This is a genomic window from Streptomyces sp. Ag109_O5-1 (assembly GCF_003814875.1).
In the GTDB taxonomy this organism is placed as follows: Bacteria; Actinomycetota; Actinomycetes; order Streptomycetales; family Streptomycetaceae; genus Streptomyces; species Streptomyces sasae.
On sequence record NZ_RKQF01000001.1, the window covers coordinates 5,561,498 to 5,583,746 of the forward strand.

Annotated in this window: 17 protein-coding genes and 1 tRNA gene; 2 read left to right on the forward strand and 16 right to left on the reverse strand. The window is 70.9% G+C overall.

Translation table 11 applies throughout. The features are described from left to right. The first annotated feature begins 75 nt into the window (after nt 1-75). Complete coding sequence (locus tag EDD90_RS24980; RefSeq protein WP_123975284.1) at nt 76-366, forward strand: hypothetical protein; 291 nt, start codon at nt 76-78, stop codon at nt 364-366. Between the two features lie 77 nt (nt 367-443). Here the strand turns inward: EDD90_RS24980 and EDD90_RS24985 are convergent, their stop codons facing one another. From EDD90_RS24985 to bldG, 13 genes are all read right to left on the reverse strand, one after another. Continuing rightward, nucleotides 444-881: an ATP-binding protein gene (locus tag EDD90_RS24985; RefSeq protein ID WP_260328035.1), complete on the reverse strand. Its 438-nt coding sequence runs from the start codon at nt 879-881 to the stop codon at nt 444-446. 218 nt (nt 882-1,099) lie between these two features. Further along, a complete protein-coding gene (locus tag EDD90_RS56395; RefSeq protein WP_221305124.1) occupies nt 1,100-1,345 on the reverse strand; it encodes a hypothetical protein in 246 nt (81 codons plus the stop codon). A gap of 481 nt (nt 1,346-1,826) precedes the next feature. Next, nucleotides 1,827-1,903: transfer RNA gene (locus EDD90_RS24995), tRNA-Thr, on the reverse strand. A gap of 107 nt (nt 1,904-2,010) precedes the next feature. Continuing rightward, nucleotides 2,011-3,624: an alpha/beta hydrolase gene (locus tag EDD90_RS25000; protein ID WP_123975287.1), complete on the reverse strand. Its 1,614-nt coding sequence runs from the start codon at nt 3,622-3,624 to the stop codon at nt 2,011-2,013. Between the two features lie 154 nt (nt 3,625-3,778). Further along, entirely contained in the window at nt 3,779-4,984 is a 1,206-nt protein-coding gene (locus EDD90_RS25005; RefSeq protein ID WP_123975288.1) for a DNA polymerase III subunit delta', read from the reverse strand. A 201-nt stretch (nt 4,985-5,185) separates the two neighbouring features. Beyond that, nucleotides 5,186-8,467, reverse strand: a complete 3,282-nt coding sequence (tmk, locus tag EDD90_RS25010) for a dTMP kinase (RefSeq protein WP_123975289.1) — start codon at nt 8,465-8,467, stop codon at nt 5,186-5,188. A gap of 223 nt (nt 8,468-8,690) precedes the next feature. Further along, nucleotides 8,691-11,522 (reverse strand): type I DNA topoisomerase, encoded by a 2,832-nt coding sequence (gene topA, locus EDD90_RS25015; RefSeq protein ID WP_123975290.1) that lies wholly within the window; start codon nt 11,520-11,522, stop codon nt 8,691-8,693. A 255-nt stretch (nt 11,523-11,777) separates the two neighbouring features. After that, nucleotides 11,778-11,975: a hypothetical protein gene (locus tag EDD90_RS25020; RefSeq protein ID WP_123975291.1), complete on the reverse strand. Its 198-nt coding sequence runs from the start codon at nt 11,973-11,975 to the stop codon at nt 11,778-11,780. 226 nt (nt 11,976-12,201) lie between these two features. Further along, the gene (locus EDD90_RS25025) at nt 12,202-13,731 is read right to left on the reverse strand and encodes a class I SAM-dependent methyltransferase (protein ID WP_185149206.1); all 1,530 of its coding nucleotides are present in this window, start codon (nt 13,729-13,731) and stop codon (nt 12,202-12,204) included. 188 nt (nt 13,732-13,919) lie between these two features. Further along, complete coding sequence (locus EDD90_RS25030; protein WP_123975293.1) at nt 13,920-14,531, reverse strand: small secreted protein; 612 nt, start codon at nt 14,529-14,531, stop codon at nt 13,920-13,922. 321 nt (nt 14,532-14,852) lie between these two features. Continuing rightward, a complete protein-coding gene (locus EDD90_RS25035; RefSeq protein WP_123975294.1) occupies nt 14,853-17,261 on the reverse strand; it encodes a sodium-translocating pyrophosphatase in 2,409 nt (802 codons plus the stop codon). A 324-nt stretch (nt 17,262-17,585) separates the two neighbouring features. Continuing rightward, nucleotides 17,586-18,020 (reverse strand): ATP-binding protein, encoded by a 435-nt coding sequence (locus EDD90_RS25040; RefSeq protein ID WP_123975295.1) that lies wholly within the window; start codon nt 18,018-18,020, stop codon nt 17,586-17,588. Nucleotides 18,021-18,262: 242 nt separating this feature from the next. Next, complete coding sequence (gene bldG / locus EDD90_RS25045; protein WP_010986038.1) at nt 18,263-18,604, reverse strand: anti-sigma factor antagonist BldG; 342 nt, start codon at nt 18,602-18,604, stop codon at nt 18,263-18,265. A gap of 83 nt (nt 18,605-18,687) precedes the next feature. Between bldG and EDD90_RS25050 the strand changes: the two genes are divergently transcribed. After that, a complete protein-coding gene (locus EDD90_RS25050; RefSeq protein ID WP_185149208.1) occupies nt 18,688-21,156 on the forward strand; it encodes a DEAD/DEAH box helicase in 2,469 nt (822 codons plus the stop codon). On the opposite strand, the gene EDD90_RS25055 is transcribed toward EDD90_RS25050, so the two are convergent. The 3 genes from EDD90_RS25055 to EDD90_RS25065 are packed head-to-tail and all read right to left on the reverse strand — an operon-like array spanning nt 21,107 to nt 22,204. After that, on the reverse strand, nt 21,107-21,658 hold the full coding sequence (locus EDD90_RS25055; protein WP_123981599.1) for an Rv3654c family TadE-like protein: 552 nt from the start codon (nt 21,656-21,658) through the stop codon (nt 21,107-21,109). The two genes, EDD90_RS25050 and EDD90_RS25055, sit on opposite strands and share 50 nt — an antisense overlap. A gap of 14 nt (nt 21,659-21,672) precedes the next feature. Then, complete coding sequence (locus EDD90_RS25060) at nt 21,673-22,029, reverse strand: TadE family type IV pilus minor pilin (RefSeq protein ID WP_185149209.1); 357 nt, start codon at nt 22,027-22,029, stop codon at nt 21,673-21,675. Beyond that, nucleotides 22,016-22,204: a DUF4244 domain-containing protein gene (locus EDD90_RS25065; RefSeq protein ID WP_123975297.1), complete on the reverse strand. Its 189-nt coding sequence runs from the start codon at nt 22,202-22,204 to the stop codon at nt 22,016-22,018. Before EDD90_RS25065 ends, EDD90_RS25060 begins: the two co-directional genes overlap by 14 nt. Nucleotides 22,205-22,249: the final 45 nt, after the last annotated feature.

Genomic DNA, 22,249 nt, shown 5'->3' on the forward strand with positions numbered 1-22,249 from the left:
GGCAGCATCCGGGCCGCTTGCGGACCGGATGTCGGGGTGGGTCGATCAGGCGGCGGCGGGTTCGAGGGTGACCTGGTGGCCGAGAGCCTGAAGCCGGCGGACGAGGTCGCGGGTCTTGCGGGCGGGGTTGAGATGGCGCTGGTGCCAGTCGGCCCCGAGTTCCTGGTAGGAGGCGTCCGGTTCGTTGATCAGGTGCCAGGCGATGACGAGTATCGAGCGGGCGAGGGCGACCAGGGCTTTGGCATGTCCTCGGCGTTTGACGATGCGCCGGTAGCGGGCGCCGAGGAAGGTGTCGGTGCGGGCGGCGGCAGTGGAACCCGGGGCCTACCCGAGGCGACACTCGGGCCACCGTCCTGCCCACCCTGAGCCGCAGAACGCGAAGTGGTCCGCCAACTCCGTCGGCGGACCATCACGAAAGATCGAGGTTAGTGATCAATGGCTTCCTAGTGGGGGACGGGGGCGTGTGCGTGTGAGGCTGTAGAGGACAGGTCTTGGTCGACCCAGACGAGCTTGCCGCCCGTTGCGGAGCGGAAGCCCCACCTGCTGGACAACTGGGCAACCATCATCAGGCCTCGGCCGTGCTCGGCGACGGTGCAGGCATGGCGCGGGCGCGGGTAGGAGCCTCCGCTGTCAAAGACTTCGCAGGTCAGGACTTGGTGGTGGATGAGCCGGAGCCGGATCGGGCCGGCGCCGTGGCGGATGGCGTTGGTGACCAGTTCGCTGACGACCAGTTCTGTGGTGGGCACGAGAGGCTCCAGCCCCCAGTCACTGAGTTGACGGGCGGTCAGGTGCCGGGCGGTGTGGACGGCGGTCGGCTCAGGCGGCAGTTCCCAGGAGGCGATTTGGGTCGCGTTGAGTGTGCGGATCCGGACAAGGAGCAAGGTGACATCGTCGGATGCTGCCTGAGTCGGCACGGTTTCCATCACTGAGGAGCACAAGTCTTCCACAGGGCGTCCACGAGTTCCGGGACTTCGGCCTTCGCCGACTTCGCCGCGTCGTCGCGAGCGGAGCAAGGCCTCGAGGGTGAAGGTCGAGCGCGAGAGCCTTGCGCAGCCCGACCACCGCAGCGGACGCACGCCCCGGGAGGACAGACGAAGCCTCACGAGAGGAGAGACCTGCTTGACCGAGACGGGCCCTCGTCGGTGTCGGCGGGCAGTCCCGCCACCAGTGCCTCGATGGTCCCTCTGGTGCTCGCCACGTCGGACAGCGTCGCGGCCGCCCCATAGGCGCGTGTGACGAGCTCGCCAGGATCGCTGACCGCTGGATCAAGCACCATCTCTCCGGCGGACCGGAGCAGGAACTGCGCGCCGCCGCAGCGGACAGCCGACTTCGGGCGGAGAGCCATCGTCCGTACCCCGGATCTGCCGCCTGCGGCCCGGACCCATGTGCTGCCCAGCCTGTGCCGTATCGCCCTGGAGAACGCCTTCTTGGAAGCCGCGGCGGACCCGCGCCGTCTGGTCGCACCTGTGCCTGGGGTGCCACTACCACCAGTACGAGATCGGCCCCACCTATGAGCAGGTCCACGCCTGGCGCAAGGAGGTCGGCGAGCTCGTCCGGACGCTGGGCGTTTCCTGATCATTTGGCTCATCGAGGTCACCTGCGGCCCACCGTTCACCACCGCCCAAGGTCCGGCCTCCTTTGCCCTCATCAGGACATGTCGAATACGTAAGACAAAAGATACGAAGAGGCGATAGGACGGACTCGCGCTGGACCCAGATCGGGACCCATCTGGCCACTTCGAGGCCCGATCGCAAGTGGTTTAGACCAGGGTCCATACAAGAGAATGACAAAAGACCAGGTCACGGGCTACATGACCTGGTCTCCAGTGGAGCCGCTTTCGGGATTCGAACCCGAGACCTACGCATTACGAGTGCGTTGCTCTGGCCATCTGAGCTAAAGCGGCGTGTCGTCCGCACTATGGTGCGATCAGCGACGTCGGTAAGTCTACACAGTTTCCGGGGGTGCTCCGTACACGCCCCGGAGCGGGTGGCTCCGGGGCGGGTGGCAGGGCTATGAGCAGCGCTTTCCGTTCGCCGGCGGGGTGCCGTGGAGGAGGTATGTGTCGATCGCCGAGTCGATGCAGGCGCTGCCGCGGCCGTACGCGGTGTGACCGTCGCCGACGTAGGTGAGGAGGCGGCCCGAGGAGAGCTGGCTCGCCAGGGACCGGGCCCAGGGGTAGGGGGTCGCAGGGTCGCGGGTGGTGCCGACCACGACGATCGGGGCGGCGCCCTTCGCCGTGATGCGGTGCGGCTCGCCCGTCGCCTTCACCGGCCAGTACGCGCAGTTCAGCGAGGCCCACGCCATGTTCGGGCCGAACACCGGGGACGCCTTCTCGAACGCGGGCAGCGACTTCTCGACCTGCTCCGGGCTGGTGAAGGCGGGCGGCAGGTCCAGGCAGTTCACCGCGGCGTTGGCGGACATCAGGTTCGAGTAGCGCCCGTCGGGGTCGCGCTCGTAGTAGCTGTCGGAGAGGGCGAGCAGTCCGGCGCCGTCGTTCTCCGTCATCGCCGCGTGCAGCGCGTCGCGCAGCTGCTCCCACTCCGCCTGGTCGTACATCGCCGCGATCACACCGGTCGTACCGAGGGACTCGGTGAGCTTGCGGCCGTCCGCGTCACCGGTGGGGAGGGGGTGCGCGTCGAGCTTCAGGAAGAACGTCCTGAGGTTGTCGGCGATCTCCGCCGGTGTGCTGCCCTTCGCACCGAGCGGGCAGCCGGTGCGCTTCGCGCAGTCCTTCGCGAAGGACTGGAACGCCGTCTCGAACCCGGCCGTCTGCTCCAGGTTCAGCTGGCGCGCGGAGAGGGAGGGGTCCATCGCGCCGTCCAGGACCATCCGGCCCACCCGGTCCGGGAACAGGCCCGCGTAGGTCGCGCCCAGGAACGTGCCGTACGACGCCCCCACGTAGTTCAGCTTCTGGTCGCCGAGGACCGCCCTGGCGATGTCCATGTCCCGCGCCGAGTCGGCCGTGGACACATGGCGCAGCAGCTGCGCGGAGTGCGTCCCGCAGGCCTCCGCGAACTTCTTGTACGCCCCGACCAGGGCGTCCGTCTCCCTATGGTCGTCGGGCGTCACATCGGTCTCGGTGTACGCGTCCATCTGCCGGCCGTTCAGGCACTCGACGGGCTCGCTGCGGGCGACGCCCCGCGGGTCCACCGCGACCATGTCGTAACGCGCCCGCACCTCGGCGGGGTAGCCGATGCCGGCGTACTGCTGGAGGTAGTCCACCGCCGAGCCGCCCGGCCCTCCCGGGTTGACCAGCAGCGAACCGAGCGGCTTCGCCTTGCCGGTCGCCTTCTTCCGGGCGACCGCCAGCCGGACGTCACCCGCGCCGGGGTTGGCGTAGTCGAGCGGGGCCTTCATCGTCGCGCACTGGAAGCCGGGGACACCGCAGCTGCGCCAGGTGAGCTTCTGGTCGTAGTACGGCGCCAGTGAGGACGGTGTCGAGTGGGGCAGCGCGGCCAGCTGGGCGGTTTCGGCCGAGGCCGCCGCCGTCGTCGTCGACGTGTTGCCCGAGGAGCATGCGGACACGAGCAGGGTGGCGGCCGAGAGCAGGGCGGCAGCCGCCACGGTCCGGGTGCGGGTCCGGGGCCGAGTCGGGGTCCGGCGGGCGATTCGCCTGATATGCATCAATCGAGCGTAACGCCGAGAGATGATCTTTGTGCTGTGCCAGTTGACTGTGGCTCGTACGGGTGACCCCGTCAACGCGGGGCCCCGCCCATGTCCGGGCGGCGGCTCAGCCCGCCCTCCGGGCGCCCTCGTCAGCCCGCCCTGAGCACCGTCGTCAGCCCGCTCTGAGCGCCATCGTCATCGCCTCCACCGCCAGCAGCGGCGCCACATTGCGGTCCAGGGCCTCCCGGCAGGCGGAAATCGCCTCGATCCGGCGCAGTGTGGACTCGGGCGAGCCGGCGCGGGCCAGCCGCTCCAGGGCGTCCTCGGCGTCCGCGTTGGCGATCGCCGTGCGGGAGCCGAGCTGGAGGGCGAGGACGTCGCGGTAGAAGCCGGTGAGGTCGGTGAGGGCGACGTCGAGGCTGTCGCGCTGGGTCCTGGTCCGGCGGCGCTTCTGCATGTCCTCCAGGTCCTTCATCACGCCCGCCGTGCCGCGCGGCATCCGCCCGCCCTGGGCCGCGCCGAGCGCCGCCTTCAGCTCCTCGGTCTCCTTGCCGTCCATCTCCTCGGCGAGCTGCTTGGCATCCTCCGCGGCCGCGTCCACCAGCTCCTGGGCGGCCTTCAGACATGCGCCGACCTCGTCCAGCCGCAGCGGCAGCTTCAGCACGGCCGCGCGGCGCTCTCGGGCGGCCGGGTCGGTGGCCAGCCGGCGGGCCCGGTCGACATGCCCCTGGGTGGCGCGGGCGGCGTTCGCGGCGGCCTCGGGCTCGATGCCCTCGCGCCGTACGAGCATGTCGGCGACCGCCTCCACCGAGGGCGTGCGCAGGTTCAGGTGGCGGCAGCGGGAGCGGATCGTGGGCAGCACGTCCTCCAGCGAGGGCGCGCAGAGCAGCCAGACCGTACGGGGGGCGGGCTCCTCTACGGCCTTGAGGACGGCGTTGGCCGACTTCTCGTTCAGCCGCTCGGCGTCCTCGACGAGGATGATCTGCCAGCGGCCGTTCGCCGGGGACGTGTACGACTTGCGGACCGTGTCACGCATGTCCTTGACCAGGATCTCGGCGCCGACGGCGGCGACCGTGGTGACATCCGCGTGGGTGCCGATCAGCGCGGTGTGGCAGCCGTCGCAGAAGCCGCAGCCGGGAGCTCCGCCGAGGGCGCGGTCGGGGCTCACGCACTGGAGGGCGGCGGCGAAGGCCCGCGCCGTCTGGTTGCGGCCGGCGCCGGGCGGGCCGGTGAACAGCCAGGCATGCGTCATCTTCGACGTCTCCGGCAGGGGCTGGTCGGCCGCGGCGGCGGTGACCAGGGCGTCGGCGTCCCGGGCGGCGGCGGTGAGCACCTCGCTCACCCGCTCCTGCCCGACGAGGTCGTCCCATACGGTCATGGGTCACGCCGCCCTTTCGTCTTCGTCCAACGTCCTGATCGATCCGCGTCCCGATCGACGCATGTTCCATCGATCCGCGTTCCATCGATCCGCGTTCCATTGTGCGGGCGCCCACTGACAACGCGGTCCACACCGCGAGCGACGACGCGACGGGGCGGCACCGGCCGGAACCCCGGCCCGCACCGCCCCGCACACACACCCTCAGCCGCGCCGCCCGCGACCCCGGCGGCCCTGCTCGTCGTCGTGCCCCTGCTCCTCGTACGACCCCAGCAGCTCGTCCGCCAGCGACGGCAGGTCGTCCAGCGGCGTCTCCTCGGCCCAGTCGGGCCGGGGGCGCTGCCGCCGGGCCGTCGCACCCTCCGCGTCGACCTGCGGCATCTCACGCGTACGGTCCTCGGAACCGTCGGGGTCCCTGCCGGGCCGCTCGTCCCGGAAGAAACCGCGCGGCATCCGGTCCGCCGGGGCATCGGCGGGAGCCTGGGCTTCATCGCGTACGGGAGGCAGCACGGCGGTCTCGTCGGCCGCACCGGACGGCACCGGGGGCAGTACGGCCGTCTCGTCGGCCGCGCCCACGGGAGGCAGCACCGCGGTCTCGTCGGCCGCCCCCGCCCCTGCGTCCGGGACCGGCGGCTGCGGCAGCTTCGCCGTCACCTCGGACTCGGACTCCCGGGCCGCGGGCGCCCGGTCCTCACGCACCGGACGCAGCACCGTCGTCTCGTCCACCGCGCGCTGCGCCGCCGAGGACCCGCCCGCGCCCGAAGCTGCCGGAGGCCTGTCGTCCGGCTTCACCACCGGCGTCGGCACGGTCATCGCCTCCGGCGTGACACCGGGCGCCGTCGGCTGCGGCGCCGACGACTCCCGGGCGGCCACGTCGGCCGCTGCCGCCGCCTCCGCCGCCGCGCGACGCGCCTGCTCGGCCTTGACCAGGGCTTCCTCGGCCTTGCGCTGCTTCTCCAGGCGCAGTTCCTCGGCCTCGGCGCGCAGCCGGGCCTCCTCCGCGGCCTGCTTGCGGCGCTGCTCCTCCTCGGCCTTGCGGCGGGCCTCGTCCTCCGCACGGGCCTTCTCCTCGGCGAGCAGCCTGGCCTGCTCCTCCTCGGCCCGCTTACGCGCTTCCTCGGCCCGCTGCCGGGCCTCCTCCGCCTGCCGTTCGGCCTCGCGGCGCTGCGCCTCCTCCAGCTCGCGGCGCTTGCGCTCCTCCTCCTCGGCGCGCAGTTTGGCGAGCTGCTCCTGGCGCTCGCGCTCCAGGCGCTCCTCCTCGGCCTTGCGCGCGGCCTCTTCCTCGGCCTTGCGGCGGGCCTCCTCCTCGGCCTTCTTCCGGGCCTCCTCCGCGGCCTTGATCTCGGCCTCGGAGAGCGGCAGCACGGTGTCGAGGCGGGCCCTGATGACGGTCGTGACCGCCTCGGACTCCTGGCCGGCGTCCACCACCAGGTAGCGGCCGGGGTCGGCGGCGGCCAGCGTCAGGAATCCGGCCCGCACGCGCGCGTGGAACTCGGCGGGCTCCGACTCCAGCCGGTCGGGGGCCTCGGTGAACCGCTCGCGGGCGATCTCCGGCACCACGTCCAGCAGGACGGTCAGATGCGGGACCAGCCCGTCGGTGGCCCAGCGGTTGATGCGGGCGACCTCGGTCGGGGACAGGTCGCGACCCGCGCCCTGGTAGGCGACCGAGGAGTCGATGTAGCGGTCGGAGATGACGACCGCGCCGCGCTCCAGGGCGGGCCGGACGACGGTGTCGACGTGCTCCGCGCGGTCGGCGGCGTACAGCAGTGCCTCCGCGCGGTGCGACAGACCGGCCGACGAGACGTCCAGGAGGATCGAGCGCAGCCGCTTGCCGACCGGAGTGGCGCCCGGCTCGCGCGTGAGCACGACCTCGTGGCCCTTGGCGCGGATCCATTCGGCGAGGGCCTCGGCCTGGGTGGACTTGCCGGCGCCGTCGCCGCCCTCCAGGGCGATGAAGAAACCGTTGGTCGCGGGCGCCTGGGCCGGGTCGTCGCCGCCGAGCAGCGCGTCCCGCAGGTCGTGGCGGAGCGGTACGCCCGCGCGGTCGTCGACCTTGGCCAGCACCAGCGCGGCCACCGGCAGCAGCAGCGCGCCGACCAGCATCAGCGTGAACGCGGCGCCGCCGTGGGCGAACACGAACTTGCCGTTCTCCAGCCGGTGCGGTCCGATCAGCGCGGCGACCAGGGGCGCGATCACCGCGCCGAGCGCTATGGCGACCCGGACCACCGCGTGCAGGTGCTCGGTGGTGCGCGCCCGGCGGAAGTCCTCGGTCTCCTGGTCGAGCAGGGTGTGCCCGGTGTTGGCGGCGACGCCCGCGCCGATACCGGCCAGCGCGGCGATCAGCAGCACGCTGGTGACGTCCGGGACCAGACCGGCGGCCAGGAGCGCGACGCCGGTGAAGGCGATCGCCAGCGACAGGAGCCGGCGCCGCGAGAGCGTCGGCAGCAGCGAGGGCGCCGTACGGACGCCGACAGCGACCCCGCCGGTCAGGGCGAGCACCAGCAGGCCGAAGAGCACCGGGCCGCCGTGCAGGTCCCTGGCGTGCAGCACGGAGACGGAGACGGCGACGGAGATCGCCCCGGCTACGGCGGCGCAGGCCAGCACCAGCAGCGGGATGGCGCCGGTACGGCCCGCGTCGGCGCCGGTACCGGTCCTGGGGCGGCGCAGGCCCTCCAGCGGCGACCGCGCGCGCGGGGTGCGCGTGCCGGGCACCTCCAGGTACACCAGCACCGAGAGGGAGGCCGCGAACAGGCCGGCCGCCACGTACGACCCGAGGGCCACCTGGTGCTGGGCGAACCATGCGATGCCGGTGCCCAGCAGGTTGTTGACCAGCGAGGCGACGACGAGCGCGGCGGCCGCGAGGGGGATCGCCAGGAACGTCGTCCGCAGCGACAGCCGGCGCAGCGCGTCCAGGTGGTCGGGCAGCGGTCGTACCGTCGCGCCCTCCGGAGGCGGGGCGGGCAGCAGCGCGGGGGCCGCGCTCTCCCGGCACACCGTCCACAGACGCTCGGCGACTCCGATGACGAAGACGGTCACCAGCAGCAGGGTCGGCGCGTTCTGCGGGGTCCAGTCGATCCACAGGGGCGCGATGAGCAGCAGGACGGCACGCAGACCGTCGGCGCCGGCCATGGTCCAGCGGCGGTCCAGCGGTCCGTCCTGCGCGGTCAGCGTGGTGAGCGGGCCCAGCAGGACCGCGCCGAAGAGCAGGGTGGCCAGAATGCGCACCCCGAAGACGATCGCCACCGCGAACGCCACGCCCCGGTACCCGCCGCCGAACGAACCCTCGGCGACGGCCGCCTGGAGGGTGAGCACGACCAGTACCAATAGGGCCAGGGTGTCGCCCACACCGCTCACCAGCTGGGCGCTCCACAAGCGCCTCAACTCGGGTCGGCGCAGCAGCGAGCGGACGGCGCGCTCGCGGGAATCCGCTACCAGCGCGTCGTCCGGGTCTGTCTGGGGGGCCGTTGGCTGCTCGGCTCGCGTCATGCTTTCAGCCTATCGGCAGCCACCGACGGCCCGGTGCGGCCGTCCACAGGTACGCACGCCCCGACACCAAGTTGATGCCGGGGCGTTTGCTTTGCGAAGCCGATGTGACCAATACGTGGACGGGCCCGACCGATGCGCGGACCGGCGCGAGCCCGGCCCGGCCCGTGCGAACCAGTCCGACCGGCACTGACCGGCCCGGCCCGTACGCGTGCCCGGGACCAGGTCAGTCCTCCGCGGCCGCCTTGGTGGCCGTCGCCTTCTTGGCGACCGTCTTCTTCGCGGTGGCCGTCTTCTTGGCGGCCGTCGTCGTCTTCTTGGCCGCGGTCTTCTTGGCCGCAGCCGTCTTCTTCGCCGGAGCGGCCTTCTTCGCGGCGGCCTTCTTGGCCGTCGTCTTCTTGGCCGGCGCCTTCGCCCGCTTCTCGGCGAGCAGCTCGTAGCCGCGCTCCGGGGTGATCGTCTCGACGCTGTCGCCGGAGCGCAGGGTCGCGTTGGTCTCCCCGTCGGTGACGTACGGCCCGAAGCGGCCGTCCTTGACCACGACCGGCTTCTCGCTGACCGGGTCGGTGCCCAGCTCCTTCAGCGGCGGCTTGGCGGCGGCCCGGCCGCGCTGCTTGGGCTGGGAGTAGATCTGCAGCGCCTCTTCGAGGGTGATCGTGAAGAGCTGGTCCTCGGAGGTGAGCGAACGCGAGTCCGTGCCCTTCTTCAGATACGGCCCGTAGCGCCCGTTCTGCGCGGTGATCTCCTGGCCCTCGGCGTCGGCGCCGACTACGCGCGGCAGCGACATCAGCTTGAGGGCGTCCGCCAGGGTGACCGTGTCCAGGGACATGGTCTTGAAGAGCGACGCGGTGCGCGGCTTGACCGCGTTCTTGCCGGTCTTCGGGGTGCCCTCGGGGAGCACCTCGGTGACGTACGGGCCGTAGCGGCCGGCCCGGGCGATGATCTGGTGGCCCGTCTCGGGGTCGGCGCCCAGCTCGAAGTCGCCGCTCGGCTTGGCGAGCAGTTCCTCCGCGAGTTCGACGGACAGCTCGTCGGGGGCCAGGTCCTCCGGCACGTCCGCGCGCTGGTGGCCCTCGGAGTCCTTCTCGCCGCGCTCGATGTACGGGCCGTAGCGGCCGACCCGGAGCACGATGTCGTTGCCCACCGGGAACGACGACACCTCGCGCGCGTCGATCGCGCCCAGGTCGGTCACCAGCTCCTTGAGGCCGCCAAGGTGGTCCCCGTCGCCGTTGCCCGCGTCGGCCGCGCCGCCCGTGGCAGTGCCCTCACCGAAGTAGAAGCGCTTCAGCCACGGCACGGCCTTGGCCTGACCTGCGGCGATGCGGTCGAGATCGTCCTCCATCCGGGCGGTGAAGTCGTAGTCGACCAGTCGGCCGAAGTGCTTCTCCAGGAGGTTGACCACGGCGAAGCTCAGGAAGGAGGGCACCAGGGCCGTCCCCTTCTTGAACACGTAGCCGCGGTCGAGGATCGTGCCGATGATCGACGCGTACGTCGACGGGCGGCCGATCTCGCGCTCTTCGAGCTCCTTGACCAGCGAGGCCTCGGTGTAACGGGCCGGGGGCTTGGTGGAGTGCCCGTCGACCGTGATCTCCTCGGCGGACAGCGGGTCGCCCTCGCTGACCTGGGGCAGCCGGCGCTCGCGGTCGTCCAGCTCGGCGTTCGGGTCGTCGGCGCCCTCGACGTAGGCCTTCAGGAAGCCGTGGAAGGTGATCGTCTTGCCGGAGGCGCTGAACTCGACGTCCCGGCCGTCGGCGGCGGTGCCGGCGATCTTCACGGTGACGCTGTTGCCGGTCGCGTCCTTCATCTGGGAGGCGACCGTGCGCTTCCAGATCAGCTCGTAGAGCCTGAACTGGTCACCGGTCAGACCGGTCTCCGCCGGGGTGCGGAAACGATCACCCGAGGGCCGGATCGCCTCGTGCGCCTCCTGCGCGTTCTTGACCTTGGCGGCGTACGTACGCGGGGCCGAGGGCAGGTAGTCGGCCCCGTACAGCTGCGTGACCTGGGCGCGGGCGGCCGCGATCGCGGTGTCGCTCAGCGTCGTCGAGTCCGTACGCATATAGGTGATGTAGCCGTTCTCGTACAGCTTCTGCGCGACCTGCATGGTGGCCTTCGCGCCGAAGCCGAGCTTGCGCGAGGCCTCCTGCTGGAGGGTCGTCGTACGGAACGGGGCGTACGGCGAGCGGCGGTACGGCTTGGACTCGACCGAGCGGACCGAGAACCGGGTGTTCTCCAGGGCGGCGGCCAGGGCGCGGGCGTTCGCCTCGTCGAGGTGGAGGGTGTTCGCGGTCTTGAGCTGCCCGAGCGAGTCGAAGTCACGGCCCTGGGCGACGCGCCTGCCGTCGACGGCCTGCAGCCGGGCGACCAGGGACGACGGGTCACTCGGGTCACCGGCGCGGCCGGTCCCGAAGGTGCCCGTCAGGTCCCAGTAGTCGGCGGAACGGAACGCGATGCGCTCGCGTTCCCGCTCGACCACGAGCCGGGTCGCGACGGACTGGACACGGCCGGCCGACAGGCGCGGCATGACCTTCTTCCACAGGACCGGCGAGACCTCGTAGCCGTAGAGGCGGTCGAGGATACGGCGGGTCTCCTGGGCGTCGACGAGCTTCTGGTTGAGGTCGCGCGGGTTGGCGACGGCCTCGCGGATCGCGTCCTTGGTGATCTCGTGGAAGACCATCCGCTTGACGGGGATCTTCGGCTTGAGGACCTCCTGGAGGTGCCAGGCGATCGCCTCGCCCTCCCGGTCCTCATCGGTGGCGAGGAAGAGCTCGTCGGATTCCTTCAGCAGGTCCTTGAGCTTCTTGACCTGCGCCCTTTTGTCGGCGTTGATCACATAGATGGGCTGGAAGTCGTGTTCGACGTCCACACCGAGGCGCCGGACCTCGCCGGTGTACTGCTCGGGCACCTCCGCGGCGCCGTTGGGAAGGTCACGGATGTGCCCGACGCTCGCTTCGACGACGTATCCGGGGCCCAGATAGCCCTTGATCGTCTTCGCCTTGGCAGGCGACTCGACGATGACGAGTCGGCGGCCGCCCTGTGCGGTCTCGCTGGTCGGGGACAACTTCGCTCTTCTCTCCGGTCGACGCTGGGGCCTCCCCAGGGCTTGCTCCCGGGGGCGCTGCACGGGCACGGACGCCCGCTCACTTGGTGACGCTGCGGAGTGTGACGGTACATCCCGCCCCCGTGTCAAACGGGAAAAGCCCACAACGGCCACTCGAACGGTAACCCGACTACCGCCATTCCTGCCGCCCGGAGTCCCCGGTCACCCTCTCGGCCCTGTCCGGAGCGTGACGCTCCAATTACCGGAGCGGTTCTTTCAGAGGCGGGTCAGACAGTAGGCCCCGAGACCCAGCGAGACCATCGCGGCAAGGCTCGCGAGGGTCACCGACGCGAGCTGGCTCACCCCCTGGGCGACGGGTTCACCGCGCCGGACCCGGATGCCGGTCCACACCAGCAGCACGCCTCCGAACAGGGCGAACACCGCCCCTGCGAAGATCGCCGGTCCGCTCTCCATGACCCGCGCACCCCTTCCCTGCCGCCCATGAGTGCCCAGCGCCCGGAGAGTGACACGCACGGACGGCGGGCGGGAGGCCGCCGGGCGAACTCGGAGTGAACGAGACGCCCCGAGATTCTCGAACATTCGATCGACGGACGACGGGGCGAACGTTCCGGCCACATTTTTCCGGCCTTTTTCTTTTTCCGGCGTGTCCCGCGGGTCCGCAAGCCCCCTGGACGCCCTGTCAGCCCGCCGGCTCCAGGAACCCCTGCTCCACCAGCAGCCGGATCTGCGCTGGCGTGCGGTCGCGCAGCAACACCGGGTCCTCGCCCATCAGTTGGGCGATGGCGTCGAGAATCCGCCCCGCACTCAGCGTGCCGTCGCACACCCCTGCGAACCCGGCGCCGACCGTGTCCACCTTGGTCGCGCGGCGCATTCCACGGTGCTGACGCAGCACCACATGCTCCGGATCCTCGGCGCCGGGCAGTCCCACCTGCTCCTGAACCACCTCGACGGCGAGCTTGAAGTGGCCTTCGAGGAGATCCGCGTCGTCGTGGTCCCGGAGGTAGTCGAGCCGGTCGAAGTGCGCCCGGATCGTGTCACCGAGCGGCTGTTCGATCGAATGCGGCCACTCCTCCACGGTGACCGACGGCACGGCGGCCCCCGTCTTCCGCAGCGTGATCCAGCCGAACCCCACCCCCTTCACCTTGCGCGCCTCGAACTCGTCGAGCCATGCGTCGTAGCGCGCCTGGTACTCCACCGGGTCCCCGCGGTGGTCGCCGGAGTCCCTGAGCCACAACTCGGCATACTGATTGACGTCCTGCATCTCGCGCTGCACGATCCACGCGTCGCACCCGCGCGGCACCCATGACCTGACCCTGTCCTGCCAGTCCTCCCCTGCCACGTGCTGCCAGTTGGCGAGGAACTGCGCGAACCCGCCCTCGTTCAGGCGCTCCCCGGCCTGTTGAACGAGCGAGCGGCACAGATCGTCCCCGCTCATCCCGCCGTCCCTGTAGGTGAGTCGGGCGCCCGGCGAGATGACGAACGGCGGGTTGGACACGATCAGGTCGTACGTCTCCTCTTCCTTCACCGGCTCGAACAGCGAGCCCTCGCGCAGGTCGGCCGCCGGGGCGCCGGAGAGCGCGAGCGTGAGCGCCGTGATGTGCAGCGCGCGCGGATTGAGGTCGGTCGCCGTCACGCGTGTGGCGTGCTGGGCGGCGTGCAGCGCCTGGATCCCGGAGCCGGTGCCGAGGTCGAGGGCGGCGGCGACGGGCGTACGGACGGTGATGCCGGCGAGGGTCGTGGACGCGCCGCCGACACCCAGGACGACGCCCGCGTGGCGCTGCCCGATGCCACCGGCGCCGCCGACCGCGCAGCCGAGGTCGGACACGATGAACCAGTCCTCGCCGTCCGGCCCGCCGTACGGCCGTACGTCCACGGTGGCCGCGACCTCGTCGCCGCCCGCGCGGGTCAGCCAGCCGCTCTCCAGGAGGTCGTCCACGGGCAGGAAGTCCGCCACGCGCGCGTGCGGCACGGGCTGCTGGAGCAGGAGCAGCCGGACGAGCGTCTCCAGCGGTGTGTCCCCGCGGGTCGCCCGGAGCGCGGGCACCGTCTCGCTGCGGGCGAGCGCCGCGTACGCGGGCGCGCCGAGCAGTTCCAGGAGCCCGTCGGCAGTGAAGGAGGCGCCCAGCAGGGCGGTACGCAGCCGGGCGGCGACGTCGGGGCGGTCGGAGGCGGGCAGGATGGCGAGGCCGGAGTCAGTCACGTCCTCCATTGTGGCCCGCGGCCACCTTTGGACGCGGGCTCAGCACACCAGGCGCCACCCGGCTCGGCACACGCCCTCAGCACACGGGACCGGCACGGGTGACCCTGAACGCACACGGGACCGGCACACGGCGCCGACGCCGGCCTCGATGCGGGCCCTCAGCACATCGGCGTGCTGCCGTCGGCCCGTCAGCCCCGTCAGCCCGCGGTCGACGAGCCCGATGCCGCAGACGTCGCCGTCGTGGCGACCTTCTTGCAGCTGGCCTGCTCGGCGATCGCGTCCTTGACCTCGCCCTGTTCCAGGGCCTGCAGAGCCGCGGTGCCGCTCTTGTTCTGCGTCTCCAGGTTCGCCATCTGCGAGGCGACATCGTGCAGACCGGAGGCGAACTTCGCCTGGTCCTTGGTGTCCAGCGCGTCGACCTTCTTCTTCAGGTCCGCATAGGACGCGGAGAGGCTGTCGAGGTTCTTGACGACGTCCTGCTGGCGCTTGGCGCCGTCGTCGACCCCGGGAGGCGCGCCGGCGCCGCTGATGGCGGCGGCGAGCGCCTTGTAGCCGTCGGACATGTCCTGGAAGGCCTGGGAGTCGGTCTTCTGGATGGTCGCGGGCGAGCTCGTGGTGTCCGAGGCGGTCTGCGCGATCGCCGCGTTGGCGGCCTTGATCTTCGCGTCCTGCGTCGGCACCGCGTCACACACGTTCTTGGCCCAGGCGATCAGCTTCGGGTCGGTGCCCTTGCTGCCGCTGCTGCACCCGGTCAGCGCCACTACCAGTACCGCACCGCCGGACAGTGCGGCCGCGAGCTTCTTGTTCACCGGATCGGTCCCTTCCACGGCTCTCGGCCCCCGGAATCTACACGGCAGACGGACAGCACCCCCATGACCCGCACCCGGTAAGTACGTTTTTATACATTTTGCCCCTAGGAGAGAAGGCTCACGACGAAACGGCGCACACAGGAGGCTTATGGTATGAAACGGACGCCAGCGTGTGCATGACGAGGTGGGCACCGGCGCATGTGTGACGAGGCCGCGTGGGCGCAGGGACGCGAAACGGGCGGACGGCGTGTCAACACACGCCATCCGCCCGCTCGTTGGCCGGCCCCCTCGCGAGGGCCATGGTGGCCGTCGTAAGACCGCCTACGAAACCACCGCAGGATCGGCCGACTTGGCCACGCGCTCGGAGCTGTCCTCGTCGTCGCCGACGGCGATGCCGCGCCGCTTGGAGACGTACACCGCCCCGACGATCACGATCAGTGCGAGGACCGCGACCAGGATCCGGACGCCGATGCTCTTGTCATGGCCGTAGGAGAACTTGATCACCGCGGGCGCGATGAGCAGTGAGACCAGGTTCATGACCTTGAGCAGCGGGTTGATCGCGGGACCCGCGGTGTCCTTGAAGGGGTCGCCGACCGTGTCGCCGATGACCGTGGCGGCATGGGCCTCGCTGCCCTTGCCGCCGTGGTGGCCGTCCTCGACGAGTTTCTTGGCGTTGTCCCAGGCACCACCGGAGTTGGCCAGGAACACCGCCATCAGGGTGCCCGTGCCGATCGCACCCGCGAGGTAGGAACCGAGGGCTCCGACGCCGAGGGTGAAACCGATGAAGATGGGCGCCATCACGGCAAGCAGTCCCGGCGTGGTCAGCTCGCGCAGGGCGTCCTTGGTGCAGATGTCGACGACCTTGCCGTACTCGGGCGTCTCCGTGTAGTCCATGATCCCGGGCTTCTCGCGGAACTGCCGCCGCACCTCGTAGACCACCGCGCCCGCCGAACGCGACACGGCGTTGATGGCGAGTCCGGAGAAGAGGAAGACGACCGCCGCGCCGGCGATGAGGCCGACGAGGTTGTTGGGCTGCGAGATGTCCATGGACAGGGTCAGCGGGGAGCCCGCACCGGTCAGTTTGGCGCCCACGTCCTGCACGTTCGTGGTGATGGCGTCCCGGTACGACCCGAAGAGCGCCGACGCCGCGAGGACGGCGGTGGCGATCGCGATGCCCTTGGTGATGGCCTTGGTGGTGTTGCCGACGGCGTCCAGGTTGGTGAGCACCTGCGCGCCCGCACCCACGACGTCGCCGGACATCTCGGCGATGCCCTGGGCGTTGTCGGAGACCGGCCCGAAGGTGTCCATGGCGACGATCACGCCGACCGTGGTGAGCAGACCGGTGCCGGCCAGCGCGACCGCGAACAGCGCGAGCATGATGGACGTACCGCCCAGCAGGAACGCGCCGTAGACGCTCAGACCGATCAACAGGGCGGTGTAGACGGCCGATTCAAGGCCGACCGAGATACCAGCGAGAATGACGGTGGCCGGGCCGGTCAGCGAGGTCTTGCCGATGTCCATGACCGGACGCCGGTTGGTCTCGGTGAAGTAGCCGGTCAGCTGCTGGATGACGGCCGCGAGCAGGATGCCGATGGCGACCGCGACGAGCGCGAGGATCCGCGGATCGCCGTTCTTGCTCCTGATGGCCGCGTCCGTGATGCCGTTGAGGTCGGAGTACTTCCCCGGCAGATAGACGAAGACCGCGATCGCGACCAGCGCGAGGGAGATCACCGCGGAAATGAAGAAGCCGCGGTTGATGGCGGTCATGCCGCTGCGGTCGCTGCGGCGCGGGGCGACCGCGAAGATGCCGATCATCGCGGTGACCACGCCGATCGCCGGCACCAGGAGCGGGAAGGCCAGTCCGGAGTCGCCGAAGGCGGCCTTGCCGAGGATCAGCGCGGCGACCAGGGTCACGGCGTACGACTCGAAGAGGTCGGCCGCCATGCCCGCGCAGTCGCCGACGTTGTCGCCCACGTTGTCGGCGATGGTCGCGGCATTGCGCGGGTCGTCCTCCGGAATGCCCTGTTCGACCTTGCCGACCAGGTCGGCGCCGACGTCGGCGGCCTTGGTGAAGATGCCGCCGCCGACACGCATGAACATGGCGATGAGGGCGGCTCCGAGGCCGAAGCCTTCGAGCACCTTCGGCGCGCCGGCCGCGTAGACCAGCACCACACAGGAGGCGCCGAGCAGGCCGAGCCCCACCGTGAACATGCCGACGACGCCGCCCGTGCGGAAAGCGATCTTCATGGCTTTGTGTGCGACGACGGTGAGATCCTTTTCCGGTTCTCCTTCCGCCGGAGTGGCTTCCCGGGCCGCCGCGGCGACCCGGACATTGCTGCGTACGGCGAGCCACATGCCGATATAGCCGGTGGTCGCCGAGAAGGCCGCGCCGATCAGGAAGAAGATCGATCGGCCGGCGCGCTGATTCCAGTCGTCCGCGGGCAGCAGCAGGAGCAGGAAGAACACCACGACGGCGAATACGCCGAGAGTGCGCAACTGCCGGGCCAGATAGGCGTTCGCGCCTTCCTGGACCGCCGCCGCGATCTTCTTCATGCTGTCGGTGCCTTCGCCCGCGGCGAGCACCTGACGCACCAGGATCCAGGCGACCACGAGCGCGGCCAGCGCCACGGCGGCGATCACCGCCACCAGGACCCGGTTGCCGTCGGTCAGGACCGCGGCCGCGAGGGTTGAGGGGTGGCCCAACTGTTGAGGGGTAGAAAGCCCCGCCATTCGTCCTCCTTGACGCTTGGGCTGAGCTCAAGATGTGGACGGATTCTAGGTACCCCGGAGTGATCTCAACAGGGGACGGTAAACGGAATTGGCCTTCTCGTGCTCTTCAGCAAATGATCGAGGTCATGCCATCGAACCCGAAAGTGGTAACGCCTTAAAAGCATTGACGATCACAACTGGCGCAATCGGCGCTTGATCAAATTATCGGGCGATCTACCGGGCATTGATCGTGAATTCCTTCACGAATTCGGCGACCGGATGACATCCGACGGAAAATAACAAGAAGGGCCCTGCTCAGCAGGGCCCTTCTTGTTCAGGTGACTCTCAGGCGAGCGCGATCCCCGGTGAGGTGGTCGGCCAGGTCATGCGGATCAGCCCGCCGTTCTCCCCGGCGGTGACCTCCACGTCGTCGACGAGGCCGCTGATGACCGCGAGGCCCATCTCGTCCTCCTCGGCCTCCGCGTCCGCGTCCGCCGCGCCACCGACCGCCCGGTCACCCGGAGCGGAACGGGGTGCATCGTCGCCGACCTCGATGGAGAACTGTTTCTCCTCCTCGATCAGCGCTACCCGCACCGGCTCGATGATGCCGGCGTTCTGGTGCAGACCTACGGCGCGGGAACAGGCCTCGCCGACGGCCAGCCGGACTTCGTCCAGAACGGCCTCGTCCACTCCGGCCCTGCGTGCCACCGCCGCCGCCACCAGTCGGGCGGTGCGGACGTGCTCGGGCAGCGCGCTGAAGCGGAGTTCAACGGTGGCCATACGTCCCCCTCGGAACTACGGGCGTGCGATGGGGGGGCCGGGCCGCCGAGAACCCGGACCCCCCGATGAATTGCGTCCGCCACAGGCACTGTGACCCGTGAACGGCTGTCGGCACGGGCACGCGGGCCCGAGCGGGCGGGGGCGACACTGGCGGGCGCACAGCTCTGTACGGGCCCGTGTCGGAGGCCGGCCGGAGCGGCGCGGACCGATCGGCGGTCCGGGTGCCGTCGGCCGGCCCGAGGTCAGTCGGTGGCCGCCACCGCTTCCTCGACCGAGGTGTGGATCGGGAACACCTTGGTGAGGCCGGTGATGCGGAAGATCTTCAGAATGCGCTCCTGGTTGCACACCAGGCGCAGCGAACCCTCATGGGCACGCACCCGCTTCAGGCCGCCGACCAGCACGCCGAGCCCGGTGGAGTCGAGGAAGTCCACGCCCTCCATGTCGACGACGAGGTGGAAATTCCCGTCGTTCACCAGCTCGACCAGCTGCTCGCGCAACTTGGGCGCGGTATATACGTCGATTTCGCCACCGACCTCGACGACCGTACGATCGCCGACTGTACGGGTCGACAGGGACAGGTCCACGGATCCTCCAGCACCTTGCTATCGAGCGGGTCGCCCCTTGGGACTCTTCGGCTTGCGGCCCCCGGGACGGTTCGCCAGCCGCGATGGCATTCAATCACTTACCGGCAGGCGTGCACGACGCCTTGGCCCCATTGTCCGTCACTCCAGTGACACACTCGGTCCCGATGGCCATAAATCACCGATCCGATCGGCCCTCGGTTCCGGCCGCGTCCGGGTTCTCTCCGGGCACGGTCCTGGACCGGCTCGCCTCCGGGCCGAGCCGGGCTTCGCGCATCACTCATACGGAGCACTTGCCCCCGCGCGCCGGTCGGCATGCCGTCTGGCCTGACCGGATTCGTGCGGAGGTCGTCGCGGCCGTACAGGAGTGCGGCATCGAGCATCCCTGGGAGCACCAGGCCCTGGCCGCCGAGCACGCCCTGGACGGCGACTCGGTGGTGGTCGCCACGGGCACCGCCTCCGGCAAGTCCCTGGCGTACCTCGTGCCCGTCCTCTCCACCCTCCTGGAAGGCTCCGAGGCCCCCAACGGCCGGGGCGCCACCGCCCTCTACCTCGCGCCCACCAAGGCCCTCGCGGCGGATCAGTGCCGTTCGGTGAAGGAACTTTCACAACCGCTCGGCACCGCCGTCCGCCCGGCCGTGTACGACGGCGACACGCCGTACGAGGAACGCGAGTGGGTCCGCCAGTACGCCAACTACGTGCTCACCAACCCGGACATGCTGCACCGCGGGATACTCCCCGGGCACCCGCGCTGGTCCTCCTTCCTGAAGTCGCTGAAGTACGTCGTCGTCGACGAATGCCACACCTACCGGGGCGTCTTCGGCTCGCACGTCGCCCAGGTGCTGCGCCGGCTGCGCCGCCTGTGCGCCCGCTACGGCGCCTCCCCGGTCTTCCTGCTGGCCTCCGCCACCGCCGCCGAACCGGCCGTCGCCGCCCGCCGCCTCACCGGCCTGCCGGTCGTGGAGATCTCCGACGACGCCTCCCCGCGCGGCGAGCTGGTCTTCGCCCTCTGGGAGCCGCCGCTGACCGAGCTGCACGGCGAAAAGGGCGCCCCCGTCCGCCGTACCGCCACCGCCGAGACCGCCGACCTGCTGACCGACCTCACCGTGCAGGGCGTGCGGTCGGTCGCCTTCGTGCGCTCCCGGCGCGGCGCGGAGCTGATCTCCGTCATCACCCAGGAACGGCTGGCCGAGGTCGACCGTTCCCTCGCCCGGCGTGTCGCGGCCTACCGCGGCGGCTACCTCCCCGAGGAGCGGCGCGCCCTGGAACGCGCGCTGCACTCCGGGGAACTCCTCGGGCTTGCCGCCACAACGGCCCTGGAGCTGGGCGTGGACGTCTCCGGACTCGACGCCGTACTGATCGCCGGGTACCCGGGTACGAGGGCCTCTGTGTGGCAGCAGGCGGGCCGCGCGGGCCGCTCCGGCCAGGGCGCCCTCGCCGTCCTGGTCGCGCGCGACGACCCGCTGGACACCTTCCTCGTCCACCATCCCGAGGCGTTGTTCGACCAACCGGTGGAATCGACGGTCCTCGACCCCGACAACCCGTACGTCCTCGCCCCGCACCTGTGCGCGGCCGCGGCCGAGATCCCGCTCACCGACGAGGACCTCGACCTGTTCGGGCCCGCCTGCGAGGAGCTGCTGCCGCAGCTGGAGGCCGCGAAGCTGCTGCGCCGTCGCACCAAGGCCTGGCACTGGACCCGCCGGGAGCGGGCCGCCGAGCTGACCGACATCCGCGGCGAGGGCGGCCGCCCGGTGCAGGTGGTCGAGGAGGGCACCGGACGCCTGCTCGGCACGGTGGACGCGAGCGCCGCGCACTCCACCGTCCACGAGGGCGCGGTCCATCTCCACCAGGGCCGCACCTACCTCGTGCGCCACCTCGACCTGGAGGACTCGGTGGCCCTGGTCGAACAGGCCGAGCCGCCGTACTCCACGGTCGCCCGCGACACGACCGCGATCTCCGTGCTGGAGACCGACATCGAGGTCCCCTGGGGCGACGGCCGCCTCTGCTACGGCTCCGTCGAAGTCACCAACCAGGTGGTCTCCTTCCTCCGCCGCCGGCTCATCACCGGCGAGGTCCTGGGCGAGACGAAACTCGACCTCCCTCCCCGTACGCTGCGCACCCGCGCGGTGTGGTGGACGGTCACCGAGGACCAGCTCGACGAGGCCCGGATCAACCCGGAGATCCTCGGCGGCGCCCTGCACGCCGCCGAGCACGCCTCCATCGGACTGCTCCCGCTCTTCGCGACCTGCGACCGCTGGGACATCGGCGGCGTGTCGATCCCGCTGCACCCCGACACGCTGCTCCCGACGGTCTTCGTCTACGACGGCCACCCGGGCGGCGCGGGCTTCGCGGAACGCGCGTTCCACACGGCCCGCACCTGGCTCTCGGCCACGCGTGACGCCATCGCCGCGTGCGAGTGCGACGCGGGGTGCCCTTCCTGCATCCAGTCGCCCAAGTGCGGGAACGGCAACGATCCGTTGCACAAGCGGGGGGCGGTGCGGCTGCTCACGGTCCTGCTGAAGGGGGCGCCGGAGGAGAAGCCGACGGAGGGCTAGGCACCGTCGGGGCCTGGGGTTGTCGGCCGACTGCAGGCTGGTGGGGGCTGGCCGCGCAGTGCCCCGCGCCCCTTCGGAGCGCGTCGCAGGCGTCGCCGGCTGGAGCCGCTCTGGCCCTGACCTCTGCCGTGAACGGCCCCTTTCCCGACGCCGCCGTCACATCCGAGACGTCCCCCACGACCACGCACCGCGTCAGCCTCGCGCCCTGCGCCCGCGCCACCTGGTCGGCCCGGTCACAGGCCGCCGCAGTCCCCTCGGCCCAGTGGTCCGCCGCCGCGAGCGCGGCCATGTCGGCGCCACCGGCCGCGCGGTGCCGTGCGACCACGGCATGCGCCAGGCCGAGCACGACGCCGAACACGACACACAGGACGGCGATCGCCCCCACGCTCCAGACCGTGGCAGAGCCTCGGTCCAGCGCCCCGTAGGGGCGCGGGGCCGTGACATTTGCGGCTCCGCCGCGTGGGCGCGACCGGCCCCCACGCAGCCGCAGCGTCAGAACCATCCCCTGCCGCCCCGTCACGGCCCCTCCGCCAGCGCCACCGCCGACTCCCGCACCTCGAACGGCAACGCTCCCAGCACCGGCGGCTTCGCCACCACCGTCACCCGGACCAGGTCACCTTCCCGGCCCACAGTCACCGCCGCTCCCGCCGGCGCCGCCTCCTTCGTCACCGCGACCACCGCGTCCTCGGCGTCCTGCCGCGCAGCGGCCCGCGCCCCGGTGCGGGCGGCATCCACGCACCGGATCTGGGCGGCCACCACCAGCAGCCCCCACACCAGCGCCATCGTGAATGCCACCAGCACCGGCAGCACCACGGCCGCCTCCGCCGTCACGAACCCCCGGTCCGCGGCACGCCCCCGCTCACATCCGCGCACTGAGCGCTCGTTTCACGATGTCCTGGAGCTCCGCACTGACCTCACCGCTCGTCACGACCGCGTAGAGAACCGCCGCGAACCCGACGGCGGCGATGATCCCCATCGCGTACTCGGACGTGACCATGCCCTCGTCCCGGCGAAGCACATTCCGCATCCTCTGGATCTTCTGGTGCATCTCGACTCCTTCGACTCTCCTGAAATCACTTCCTGTTGTCGGCCC